General features: G+C 41.4%; 9 protein-coding genes. 6 read left to right on the top strand and 3 right to left on the bottom strand.

All coding sequences use genetic code 11. The features are described 5' to 3' along the window. The first annotated feature begins 874 nt into the window (after positions 1-874). The 6 genes from JOC54_RS21880 to JOC54_RS21855 are packed head-to-tail and all read left to right on the top strand — an operon-like array spanning position 875 to position 7,778. A complete protein-coding gene (locus tag JOC54_RS21880) occupies positions 875-2,221 on the top strand; it encodes an NAD(P)-dependent oxidoreductase (protein ID WP_204469216.1) in 1,347 nt (448 codons plus the stop codon). Positions 2,222-2,232: 11 nt separating this feature from the next. Continuing rightward, positions 2,233-3,507 carry an NAD-dependent dihydropyrimidine dehydrogenase subunit PreA gene (preA, locus tag JOC54_RS21875; protein ID WP_204469213.1) on the top strand — a complete coding sequence of 425 codons (1,275 nt, stop codon included), beginning with the start codon at positions 2,233-2,235 and terminating at the stop codon, positions 3,505-3,507. 13 nt (positions 3,508-3,520) lie between these two features. Beyond that, a complete protein-coding gene (hydA, locus tag JOC54_RS21870) occupies positions 3,521-4,933 on the top strand; it encodes a dihydropyrimidinase (protein ID WP_204469211.1) in 1,413 nt (470 codons plus the stop codon). A gap of 18 nt (positions 4,934-4,951) precedes the next feature. Next, positions 4,952-5,164 (top strand): hypothetical protein, encoded by a 213-nt coding sequence (locus JOC54_RS21865; protein WP_035420674.1) that lies wholly within the window; start codon positions 4,952-4,954, stop codon positions 5,162-5,164. A gap of 16 nt (positions 5,165-5,180) precedes the next feature. Continuing rightward, positions 5,181-6,404, top strand: a complete 1,224-nt coding sequence (locus JOC54_RS21860; protein ID WP_204469209.1) for a Zn-dependent hydrolase — start codon at positions 5,181-5,183, stop codon at positions 6,402-6,404. Positions 6,405-6,422: 18 nt separating this feature from the next. Continuing rightward, entirely contained in the window at positions 6,423-7,778 is a 1,356-nt protein-coding gene (locus tag JOC54_RS21855) for an aminotransferase (protein WP_204469207.1), read from the top strand. Positions 7,779-7,832: 54 nt separating this feature from the next. On the opposite strand, the gene JOC54_RS21850 is transcribed toward JOC54_RS21855, so the two are convergent. The 3 genes from JOC54_RS21850 to JOC54_RS21840 form a co-directional block, all read right to left on the bottom strand. Continuing rightward, a complete protein-coding gene (locus tag JOC54_RS21850) occupies positions 7,833-9,839 on the bottom strand; it encodes a motility-associated ABC transporter substrate-binding family protein (protein WP_204469205.1) in 2,007 nt (668 codons plus the stop codon). A 414-nt stretch (positions 9,840-10,253) separates the two neighbouring features. After that, on the bottom strand, positions 10,254-11,825 hold the full coding sequence (locus JOC54_RS21845) for a plasmid pRiA4b ORF-3 family protein (RefSeq protein WP_204469203.1): 1,572 nt from the start codon (positions 11,823-11,825) through the stop codon (positions 10,254-10,256). 53 nt (positions 11,826-11,878) lie between these two features. After that, positions 11,879-12,751, bottom strand: a complete 873-nt coding sequence (locus JOC54_RS21840; RefSeq protein ID WP_204469200.1) for a GNAT family N-acetyltransferase — start codon at positions 12,749-12,751, stop codon at positions 11,879-11,881. Between the last annotated feature and the right edge of the window lie 48 nt (positions 12,752-12,799).

The raw sequence follows: 12,799 nt of genomic DNA, 5'->3' as shown, positions 1-12,799 counted from the left end.
TTTCCGTTCTTTTTTCCATTATAACAAGAGTATTTTTGTTTAGGTGTCTATAAATAAGAAAAAGCTGTTGAGAAATTACTTTCTCAACAGCCTGACGAAAACCTGCTCTAAATTGAGCAGGTTTTCGTTTTATTTAATTTCCGTATAAATATCGGCGTCGTCAACTGTTTTTATCTTACCTTGATTGCCTATTTTCCACTTAAAGTCTTTCTTAATGGTGCTTATAACGGCCTGTCCAACAATCTCACCGGCTACCTGCAGTCGACTGTATCAGGCATATGGTACCATGGCTCAAGAGATCCAGTTGCTCTCTCCTGTCTAATGTTATTAGCTGGTGGAATACCGACTTCGTGATCTGATGATCCTCCTCGTTTTAACGCAATTTCATTATCGTTTCCCAATAACGAACAGGATGAGAATCCTTCATTAGCAAATGTTTTACTTACTGAATGAATGATGAACTACCATCAAAAAGTGTCGACCTTTAAAGTAATTTAATCGATGCACTTTTAGTCTATATACGAACGTTTCGCTGATACCATTTATGCAACTCCTCTTCAGGTTCTTAAAAAGTCTGCTTAGGGTTAATTCTAGCTTTTTCATCCTATTTATGGTAAGACTATTAATACTCAGTACTTCCCCCCTTACATTCAAACCAATTAGTACCTCCCCCATGAATCTCACAACTAGATTGTTTACCGTATTTTCAATGAAAGGAGGCTTGACTTCCGATTCATTTTTCATCTTTTGTAACATATAATCTAACAGTGTTATTGAATTAAGAATCTTTCGCTTTTAGTATGGAAAGATAAAACCCACATAACAACTGCACCATGTAAGTATTCTTTTCGATTTTCAAAAAGGAGGCGTTTACATGCGTTTGTTAGACGAGTTACAGTTAAATTTTGAAGAAGTAGAACCCCCTCTCACCTCCCAAGAAGCTATGGATGAAGCGACAAGATGCCTTTACTGCTATGATGCTCCTTGTATTACTGCTTGTCCGACCGGCATTGACATCCCCACATTTATTAAAAAGATAACAACTGACAATTTACTCGGTTCCGCCCGCACCATTATGGAAGCAAACCCCGTTGGCGCAAGTTGTGCACGTGTCTGCCCCACCGAAGAATTATGTGAAGGCGCATGTGTGTTAAATCATTCTTCTAAAGCAATCTCAATTGGAAAACTTCAGCGTTTTGCCACAGACTGGGCTATTCATAACGAAAAAATTCTCTTTAAAGCTGGTAAGAAAACATATAAGCGTGTTGCTGTCATTGGTAGTGGTCCAGCGGGTTTATCTGCTGCGAGAGAGCTTGCGCTTTTAGGCTACGATGTGACGATTTATGAAAAAGAAGCCGAAGCTGGTGGTTTGGACACATATGGAATTGTCTCGTTTCGTTTACCAAAGCGCATTTCTTTTTGGGAAGTTGAACAAGTAAAATCGGTTGGTGTTACGATTCAAACGAGTACGACAATTGGACAAGATCTTACTTTAAAAGAGTTACAAGAAACGTATCATGCCGTTGTACTAGCAGTTGGTATGGCGAACGTTCCGACTCTTGGCATTCCGGGAGAAGATGCAAGTAATGTGTACGATGCAATTGAATTTGTGAAAGCGACGAAATCGGGTACGTTATCAGAGGAATTTAACGAAAAACGTGGTGTTGTTATTGGTGCTGGTAATACAGCAATTGATGGTGCGACATGTGCCATTCGTCTTGGTGCGACAAATGTTAAAATCCTCTATCGTCGTACAGAAAAAGAAATGACCGCCTATGATTTTGAATATACGTTTGCAAAGCAAGACGGTGTTGAGTTTAGATGGCTCCACTCTCCTACTCGCATTCTTCATGATGAAAATGGACAGGTATATGCCATTGAATGCATGATCATGGCGTTAGGAGACCCTGATCAAGCCGATCGCCGACGCCCCTTCCCTACCGGTCAAACGAAAATAATCGAAACAGATTTTGTCATAACGGCAATTGGACAATCTCGCTACGACTGGCTTGATCAAGCAGGAATAAAAACAACGAATGGCATTGTTTCTATTAATAGCGAGTTTGAAACAACGGCTGAACGTATTTATGCATGTGGAGACGTTATTTTTGGTGATGGACAAGGTGAGGCAATGGTTGTCTCTGCTGCTGAACAAGGCAAGCAAGCAGCCTATGCTATTCATCAAAAACTACTGGAAGAGCGCGCTGAAACAAGCGCTTAAGGAGGGATAAGATGGCCGATTTATATAGTAATCTCGCTGGTATCTCATCGCCAAACCCCTTTTGGCTCGCTAGTGCGCCGCCAACCAACTCTGGTTATCAAGTCCAGCGTGCTTTTGAAGCTGGTTGGGGTGGCGCTGTATGGAAAACATTAGGGGAACCGATTATTAATTCTACCTCTCGTTTTGCGGCGGTTCATTTTAATGGTCAACGAGTCGCGGGTTTTAATAATATCGAACTCATTTCCGATCGCCCGCTAGAAACAAATTTGCGTGAAATTGAAGAAACCAAAAAACGATTTCCAAACCATGCGATAGTAGCTTCATTAATGGTCGAACCTCAGCAAGAAAAGTGGCATGAAATTGTTAAGAAAGTAGAAGCAGTTGGTGTGGATGGTTTAGAACTAAACTTCGGCTGCCCCCACGGGATGGCTGAACGAGGAATGGGCGCGGCCTCTGGCCAAGTCCCTGAACTTGTTCGAAAGCAAACCGAATGGGCTAAAGAAGTAGCGCAAACCCCTGTGATCGTTAAGTTAACCCCGAATATCACCGACATTACCGTGACCGCTGAATCCGCTGTCCAGGGCGGTGCAGATGCCGTGAGCATGATTAACACGATTAACAGTCTTGCTGGGGTCGACATTCACTCATGGCAAACGATTCCTAATGTTGATGGACTCGGCACCCATGGCGGTTATTGTGGTCCGGCAGTTAAACCAATTGCGCTCCATATGTTAGGTGATTGTGCCCGTAATGCTCGAGTCAATGTTCCGATATCAGGAATTGGTGGCATTTCCACATGGCAGGATGCGGTGGAGTTTATGTTAATGGGGGCAACGAATGTTCAGGTTTGTACAGCTGCAATGCATCACGGTTTTCGGATTGTTGAAGATATGATTGATGGTCTCTCCACTTATTTAGACAACAAAGGTCTAGCATCCGTGCGTGAGCTAACTGGTAAATCCGTTCAGATGTATTCTGATTGGGGCAATGTAAACTTAAATCATCAAGTGGTCGCTAATATCCATACCGATGTCTGTATTAACTGTAATAAATGCCATATTGCTTGTGAAGATACGGCACATCAATGTATTGAACGATTTGTTGACGGGAATGGTGCCCCTTATTTAAAAGTAAACGAAGAGGAATGTGTCGGCTGTAATTTATGTGCCATTGTCTGTCCTGTTGATGGTGCGATTGATATGGTCGTAAAAGAAAATGGTTTACCGCCAATGTCGTGGAATGATCGCCAAAGCGCGATGGCATCCATGAGAGCCTCTCAATCTTAAGGAGTGAAATAAAATGAAAAAATTGATTAAAAACGGCACAATTGTTACTGCTTCTGAGACGTTTCAAGCAGATCTTTATTTAGAAAACGGTAAAATCACAGGAATTGGGCAGTCACAAACGTTTGGGCCGGTCGATGAAACAATTGATGCAGCTGGTTGTTATGTCTTTCCAGGGGGCGTTGATCCCCATACGCACCTTGATATGCCTTTTGGAGGAACAGTCACAAAAGATAATTTTGAAACAGGGACAATTGGCGCTGCGTTTGGCGGCACAACAACCATTATCGACTTTTGTTTAACCGAGAAAGGAAAGCCTCTGCAGCAAGCGATTCAAACTTGGCACGATAAGTCAGCTGGTAAAGCTGCGATTGATTACAGTTTTCATCTAATGATTGGTGAAATGACTGAGGCTGTTTTAAATGAACTTCCTTCCGTTATTACAAATGAAGGCATTACGTCCTTTAAAGTATTCATGGCTTATAAAAATGTTTTCCAAGCTGACGATGCAACCTTATTTGAAACGTTAATCAAAGCAAAAGAATTAGGCGCTTTGGTCATGGTTCATGCCGAAAATGGCGATGTGATTGATTACTTAACAAAACAAGCTCTCGCAAAAGGCCAAACTGATCCGATCTATCATGCGCTTACCCGCCCGGTGGAAGCAGAGGGTGAAGCAACAGGACGTGCCTGTAAACTGACGGCATTAGCGGGATCTCAACTTTATGTGGTCCACGTCACCTGTGCAGAAGCTGTAAATCAGATTGAAGAAGCGCGAAAACAAGGAGCTGACATCTGGGGCGAAACGTGTCCACAATATTTAGTCCTTGACGAAGATGCTTTACGCAAACCTAATTTTGAAGGAGCCAAGTATGTCTGGTCCCCTCCTCTCCGCCCGAAAGAGCATCAAGCGGCATTATGGAATGCCTTAAAAACAGGTGCGTTACAAACGATAGGTAGTGATCAATGCTCATTTGATTTCGATGGTCAGAAAAGTTTAGGCAAAGATGATTTTACGAAAATCCCTAACGGCGGTCCAATTGTTGAAGATCGAATGAGCATTTTATATTCTGAAGGGGTTGAAAAAGGTCGAATTAGTTTAAATCAATTTGTTGATTTAACTTCAACAAGGGCAGCGAAATTATTTGGAATGTATCCGAAAAAAGGAACGATTTCAGTTGGAGCGGACGCCGATCTTGTTGTATTTGATCCAAGCGTTGAACGCACTTTATCAGCGAAAACGCATCATTTAGCAGTTGATTATAATGCATTTGAAGGAATGAACGTAAAAGGCTTACCGCGCACCGTATTGTCGCGAGGACAAGTCATCATAAAGGATGGCATGTATGTGGGATCACCGGGTGACGGATCCTTCATTAAGCGTTCTACTTATGGCAACACTCTTTCCAATGAAAAAGTAGAACAGTAACTTTAAAGGGAGGCTTTTATGGCGGAATATATTCATTACGAAACGGAAAAGAAAAAAATGGATGCTCTTATGGCTGAAGGTTACAGCATTCAATCGATTACCGATCATTTAAACGGTTCGGATGTTGTTTTTGTCAACGATCAGCATCAGCGCACAGTAACGCTTGGAAATGCAAATGCCAGAAAATACGCTTCGACACTCTATTTTCACAAGCGCTCGCAAGTCGGGTAATAAAGGAGGTATTTTTGTGAAAACAGAAAAGAAAACAATCAATTCAGCTCGATTAACAGAAACATTAAACACGTTCGCTTCGTTCGGAAAGACTGCTAATAATGGCGTCACCCGCCTTTCTCTCTCTAAAGAAGATATTGATGCTCGAACGTACTTTAACGAGCAATGTGAAGCTTTGGGTTTAACCGTTCAGCTTGACGATTTAGGAAATATGTATGCAATTCTACCGGGTAAGAATCCAAAAAAGCCCCCTATCTTCATGGGTTCACATCTTGACACAGTCAAAAAAGGTGGTCGGTTTGACGGTGTTCTTGGTGTTGCGGCTGCCCTTGAAGTGGTGCGCTCCATAATCGATCAAGGCATTGAGCCGGATACTCCAGTGGGCATTATCAATTTCACCAATGAAGAAGGCGCTCGATTTGAACCATCAATGATGGCTTCGGGAATCATTGCCGGCAAGTTTGATAAAGAAACGATGATGAAAAAAACAGATCCAGAAGGCATCACGTTTGCGGAAGCACTTCAAGCAAGTGGTTTTGTCGGTAACAAAGCCAATCGCCTAGACTCAGCTCGTGCTTTCCTTGAACTTCATATTGAACAAGGACCTATTTTAGAGCGAGAACAGCTAGAGATTGGTGTTGTCGAATGCGTTGTCGGTATGTGCTGCTATGAAATTGAAATTACCGGTAAATCCAATCATGCTGGCACAACACCTCAAACGATGCGAAGCGATGCGCTTACAGCAGCCAATCTCTGTATGACGGCCTTTCATCAAGAGCTTGCAAAGCTCGATTCCGAATTAGTTTATACAATGGGGCGGTTCACCGTTTCTCCTAACATTCATACCGTTATCCCCAATAAAGTTGTGTTCTCGATCGAAGCAAGGCATAAAGATGAAAGTGTCATTCAAGAAGTCGAGCGTATCATTGATACTGTTGTCGAAGAAGCTACTCTCTCTTCAAAAGCAACAAAACTTTGGGGGCGAGATACCGTCTGGTTTGACTCAGACGTTGTGAATCAAGTCGAGCAAGCAACAACAGATTTAGGTTATTCACATAAGCGAATGGTAAGCGGGGCTGGACATGATGCCCAGTTTATAGCTGGAGTCGTTCCAACAGCGATGATTTTTGTACCAAGTACTGGAGGAATTAGTCACGCTGAAGAAGAATATACCTCATGGGAAGAATGTGTAAAAGGGGCAACCGTGCTTTATGAAACAATCCAACGACTAATCAATTAGGTTTGGGGAGGGTTAAACATGGAAGCAGAGATTAAAAAATCTTACGGCGAGAAAGATCAAGAACATTTATGGCATGCTTTGAAACCGTATCAAGCACAGGCAGCTCCGCTTATTGCTGAGTCAGGTGAAGGTTCCTGGTTTACTGATACAGAAGGCAATCGCTATTTCGATGGCGTGTCCGGTCTATGGTGCCTTAACCTCGGGCATGGACAAACTGAAATTATTGAAGCCGCAACGGAACAAATGAAGGCGTTGGCGTACTTTCCCCTTTCGTTTGGTCACAAGCCAGCAATTGATTTAGCTGAGAAATTAAATGAATTACTTGGCGGCGGGTATCGCTCTTTTTTCGCAAATGGCGGCTCTGATGCAAATGAAACGGCATTTAAAATTGCTCGTCAGCACCATAAACAATCTGGCAATCCTGAGAAAACGAAAATCATCTCTCGCTATCGCGCGTATCATGGCAATTCGCTCGGTGCGTTGGCCGCAACGGCTCAAGCGAATCGAAAAATGAAATATGAAGTGAATGTGCCTGGATTTATTCACATTCCTCCCCCCTATGCCTACCGAAGCGCCTTTGGTTCATACGACGATGACGACTTGCGCGCTGCGGAATACTTAGAGCAAACGATTTTATGGGAAGGTCCCGAATCTGTTGCTGCATTTATCATGGAGCCCGTTATTTCTGGCGGTGGTGTCATTCACCCTCAATCCGATCTGTATTACAAAAAGGTGCGAGACATATGTAACCGCTACAATGTTTTGCTTATTTTAGATGAAGTGGTTTCAGGTTTTGGCCGTACAGGGAAGATGTTTGGTTATATGCATGGTGAGTCTCTTTATCCAGATATCATTACATTCGCTAAAGGTTTAACGGCAGGCTACCTACCGCTTGGTGCAACTTGTGTGAAAGAATCAATCTATCAGTCGTTTAAAGATACTGGAACAACCAATCATTTCCGACACGTTTCCACTTATGGAGGACACCCTGCTTCTTGCGCAGTCGCACTAAAAACGATTGAACTCATTGAGCGGCATGACATTGTTAAACAAGTGGCCACTCTTGAAGCGGACGTATTGAGTCAGCTGCGGCAGCTCACTTCCCATGCTTTAGTCGGAGAAGTCCGCGGCGTTGGCTTTTTATACGGGATTGAGCTTGTGTCAGACAAAGCGAGTAAAAAACCACTAGAAGACGAGCAAATAAAAACGATAGTCGCTGCCTGCCAAAAGAAAGGATTGATCATCGGTAAAAATGGCGATACCGTACCTTCAGGAGGAAATGTGTTGATCATTGCTCCCCCTCTCACATCAACAAGAGAGGATCTCACCTTTCTTGTGGAAACGATCCAAGAAGTGTTTGCTGAAATAGAGTAAGTAAAAAGCCTGTTGCGCAGATGATTAATCCGCAACAGGCTTTTATAGTTACTATTAACTTGCTTTCCAGAACGTTTCTTTATCCCAGAGTTTAAGGTAATTTCTAAAAGGTAGGACAGTAGAACTTGTTTGATTGATTGCCTGCAAAGAAACGGATTCGGTTAAGACATTGTTCCCACTACCTAAGCGCAATCGAATACTTGCTGTTCCAGCTTGTGTTGTTGGATTTAAACGCATTTGAATCGTTTTGCTCGCACGTCCCTCTTGATTGGCAGTCAAATTCCCAACGTTAAAATAGCCATAATTTGACGGCCACGTACCATCCTCACGCTGAATCTGAGATACTGCCTGTCCACCAGTCAAGTAAACTTGAACCTGTGCATTTGTTATTGTTGTACCAGGTTCAAGTCCATTTAAAATAACTTCTACTGGAAAAACAGTGCCGCCTATTGGTAGAGCATCTGGATAAACCAGATTGTACTCTGCTTCCTCAACCGGTGGCTGTGGTTGTTCTCCTCCAGCATCATTGCCAATGGTAACACCTTGAGTCACGACATTCGTTGAACCAACACGCAAACGAATGTTTGCTGAACCTTCTGTTACGCCGTTGCCAAGACGCATTGTGACAGTTGTTTCAGCTGTACCTGATGCGTCGGCTCTAATCTCTCCGGTACTTTGGTATCCGTAACCGTTTGGCCAAGAGCCATCCGCTTGTTGAATTTGAGAAACCGCTGTTCCTCCTTGTAGATACACTTGCATTTGAGCATTCGTGATCACTTGATTTGGATTCATATCTGTTAAGGTAATCTTCACTTGAAACGGTGTGCCGTCAGCAGGCAGTGTCCCAGGTGTATCAATACTATATTTGATATCGACTGGAGGAGCGGTTTCAGAGCCAAACGAACCATCGGCAAATGTACTCTGGTCGTACCATAAATAACCCGATTGAGGTGCTCTCCATGGCTCAACCTGTGGCTCTGTTGAAAGCTCAGGTGTTTCCATGTCTAGAATTGGAGATGGTTCATCAAGCGGTAAGTCAATATCGGCAAATGTTTGATAATTTTCCTGTTCAGCTAACCAGTTGACAACATTCACAAGCAATGGTCCGTTGTCACGATCAATGAAACCATCATATGTGCGTTTGACCCCACCATGTTCTTCATTGCGGTATTTAGGCGTAATGTCTTCAACTGGTGACGAGTCACCAATAAAGGCTGATTTGCCATCCCCTTTTTTCCCGATAGCGACAAATGGCCCTTCCTCAATTCCCCCACCAAAGTAAACACCCTGATCTACAGCATTGTTCCATTTATTTGCCTGTTCTGTTAAGCCGTCTGGCAGAAACACAATACCTTTGGCAATTTCTTCGTTCATAATTGCAATCGTGGAACCCGCATGGATTGAGACTTCTTCAATTCCTTCTGTAATACCAAACGATTCTTCAGTTGGAACGATAATATCGCCAGCTGTATTGTCAATTGAATTAAAACGGAAGCGTACGCCAAATTCATCACTTAGCCAATCGGAGCTAACAACACCTTCCATCGCTTCAATTTCACCAGCTGACATTCCTTTTGTCGGCTCTTCATAAGCACCACGACGCCAACCATTCATAATTTCATTAGAATCCCAACGGTTTAAATTACGGTCTGCGTTATAGTGGTCAGCGATGAAGAACACACCACCACCATTTTCGGCAAAGCTAGCAATCGCATCTTGTTCCGTTGCTTTAAAGGGAATCTGTGCTTCCGGAATTACAAAAACATCAACATCATTCAAATCTTCATCTGACAAAGGGTCTGTACTGCGGTGTTCTTTTACAAAAAAACCTTCTTCGACTAAAGCATCTGCAAAATCAGAAAACGCTCCATCAATGACCCAGTCCGATTGTCCAGCTGTTTGACCATGACTATTGTCGAATAGAATCGTCATGCCATTTGGGTTATCAGGAATTAATTCAGGTGCCGGATCATTAGGCCCCTCTGCTGAAGCTAGATGTTGTTGACCTAATAGAAAGAATGAGAGCATTGTTGTGGCAACGATACTTTTGCGATATCGCATATAACCTTACCTCCTAATGATTTTTGTTGTAACTTTCAAACAAGTCCATCATATCAAATTCGCTGCAACTGCATTGATTATTGTGCTTATTTTAATAATAACTTAACATAACGCAAAATTTATTCTGTATGTATGAACTTGCTGAAATCAAATTAGCTTTTCTTAGATGATTTTTTGACAAATAACCGATAGGTCATATAAACCATAACATTTATTAAAAGGACCCTGAACCCTGTTCTGAAAACACGCCGTATAGAACTCTCATCTTGTTCGTAAAAGTGTTCACCGGCATAATAATAGAGCGTAAATGCACTAACCATGAGGACGAGATAAATAAGTATTCTCATTTCTTAGGAACTCCTTCTATTGTTATAAGGAAATCAGAAAAAGGCATGCAAGCTAGAGCTTGCATGCTTACTTGGATGATTTTAATGTGTTTAGACGAAAAGCATCGCGTATCACTTTTTCTACTTGAAGTTTCTTTTCTTTTTTTAAGGGGATATTTAATTGGTCTGTTATAGGATAAACAGCATTAAAAGCTAAATGCGATTGATAAATAATTTTTCTAGGCCGGCACCCAATTGTAGATATCGTATCAGCTAAAAGAAACTGCACCTCTTCCAGCTGGTCAAATTTACACAGGGTTTGACCAATTAATAGCCCCGTATTTCTGCTTAGTATGAAACAGGCAAGGGGAAAATAAGGCCGTTCGTCTACAGTTGCTTGTACAGGTTCTTCTACAACTGATATGCCTAATTCGAACACATCTTCAATTTGTTTGGTTCGTTTTTTTAAACTCTTTAGCTCAAAAGGTGAGATATATGAAAGTAACTCATTCTCCGTTTCACTAGTATAAATGTCGGTTATGTCAATAATCTTACTAAACTTACCATCAGTTAAAAGGTGGAGTTCCCCATCTCGAGATGTATTTTCTAAAAATAGCGGATCTTTTTTTGCTTTTGGCAACACAATAAGTAGCTGTTCTAATGCGTAACAGAGTTTAGTCATCTCTTTAATTGAAAGGTACCAAGGATAGTATCCAGGTTTATAGTTTCTGAAAGTCGGCCATGCCTGTTTTCCCCGGAAAGAAAAACCATGATGCTTAATTAGGTTGTAATCGTTTGGGTCTATATCCTTTCGGTTATTAAACGTTAACAGTAGAGCATCTTGCTCATGGACGGTAGCAAGCTCGGATTGAATTTTTTTTAATGAAGAATAACCTGCCTCGCCTACATAGACCGCGATTCCCAGCACTTCCCCGAGATGACCCATAATTGTACAATAGTAATACTCTTCAGTAAATGGATCTTGAAACACGAGTATTTGATTGGAATTAATTAGAGTCCAAGGTTTCTCTTGTTTTATTGAAGTAGCTAAATTCAGTAATTTTTTTTCTAGCCTACTAGCCTCTTTTTGAATAAAATCAAATGGCGCTAGTTCAAATCGTAAGTTTTGAAATTGTTCGTTTAAGCCTTTGCAATACCGAACACCGTCCTCCTTTGACAGCCAGTTTGTCGGATGTTCCGCTTTCCAGCTCTCAGTTAACCAATCACCGCGGGAATCTTCAGTAGGTGCTACATGATTAAACAGGAGACAATGAGGAGTAAGCAAAGGTTCTGTGTCCATAAAATCAAGAATTTCAATTGTATGAAACCAATCATCTCCATAGTCATACCAATAAGTAAAGCTATCGCCTTTTTTAAAAGGAAAATCGCAAAGTTGTTTTTCATTTTCATCAATATAGTGTTTAGGGAAATCAGGATCTTTTGGGTCTGATAACACGAATTTCTTTTTTTCTTTTTCAATTAGTTTGTCTCTTTTTAAATCAATTAGGATTTGAAACTGATGTAAATGACTGTTCTCCCATTGAAAAGCTAGTTGGATAATCGTATGAAGCTGAGCAAAAGTAGTTGATTCATGTACTTCAATTACTCGTTCAATGGCAGGTTCTAATTGATCTAAATAAATTCGCAGTTTAATGTTCAAATTAACACTCCCCATTTAATCTTTATTTTTTATTACTGTGTTTATTAGTCAACTTAACCAAATATCTGTGCAGCCACAGCGTAAAGGTTGCCGTTACGTTGAGGCAAACCGTCTGAATGGAGCATCATAATAGGAGGCTGTGCTACTTCTGAGAATCCAATTAAAAGTAAATGATCATTTACTAGTTGATTATACTGTGGCATATCGATCCGTACAGGTCCATTTCTATTTTCTACTAGCTTATTGATTAGCATGATGGCTTCTTCTGCTGTACTGGATACGATTGGTCCAATGATTAGATTAGCTGGCGTTTCAATTACCATGCCGTATCCTGTTATTTGGCGATCTTTGTTTAGACTAACCAAGCCAATCACTGACTGGTTTAATCTCTCTGTTAAGAACGTACTGCGCTTTGCTCCAAATGCGCATGCATCAATTTCGACTATCGTAGCAAAATCATTTTCGTCAATGCCTCTTATTAGAGTAGCGTTATGTACAATGTTTGACTTGTGCATGACTTGGTTAGCTGTATACTTTCGAACCTGTCCGACTTCTTTAAAGCCCATTTTCTGATAGAGTGGTTTGCCTTCTTCCGTTGCAATAAGCATAGTTGGACAAGACTCTTTATTTAAATGAAGACAAGCGTCAGTCACTCTTCTCCCCAACCCAAAACCTCTATACTGAGGATGGACAATAACCATGCCAATTGAGGTTAAGCTGCCATCTCCATAAGAAATAATCGCAGCAGAAGCAATGATGGTTTGCGAGCTGTCTTTACAGCCAACTATTGTTCCTGTTTTCATAATTGTAGAAATTTCATCGTGATCGTAATCCCAACCGACCGCTTTAGATAATGTGATTAATTGGTTGATATGGTTAGTATGAAGCTTTTCAATGTTGAATGTCTTAGATGTAAGATTGTTCACATGCCTCTCCTCTATTAACGTTTTTTCGTGTTAGTAAGCTAGCAACTT

The organism is Shouchella xiaoxiensis, from assembly GCF_016907895.1.
Lineage (GTDB): Bacteria > Bacillota > Bacilli > Bacillales > Bacillaceae_D > Shouchella > Shouchella xiaoxiensis.
The sequence above is the reverse complement of the archived record's forward strand: the minus strand, read 5'-3'. Positions and strand labels throughout refer to the sequence as shown.

What these genes read in the sequence shown, in the direction of transcription:
- preA (WP_204469213.1), top strand. Translation starts at nt 2,233, where the DNA reads ATGGCCGATTTATATAGTAATCTCGCTGGTATCTCATCGCCAAACCCC.
- JOC54_RS21855 (WP_204469207.1), top strand. Translation starts at nt 6,423, where the DNA reads ATGGAAGCAGAGATTAAAAAATCTTACGGCGAGAAAGATCAAGAACAT.
- JOC54_RS21865 (WP_035420674.1), top strand. Translation starts at nt 4,952, where the DNA reads ATGGCGGAATATATTCATTACGAAACGGAAAAGAAAAAAATGGATGCT.
- hydA (WP_204469211.1), top strand. Translation starts at nt 3,521, where the DNA reads ATGAAAAAATTGATTAAAAACGGCACAATTGTTACTGCTTCTGAGACG.
- JOC54_RS21880 (WP_204469216.1), top strand. Translation starts at nt 875, where the DNA reads ATGCGTTTGTTAGACGAGTTACAGTTAAATTTTGAAGAAGTAGAACCC.
- JOC54_RS21850 (WP_204469205.1), bottom strand. Translation starts at nt 9,839, where the DNA reads ATGCGATATCGCAAAAGTATCGTTGCCACAACAATGCTCTCATTCTTT.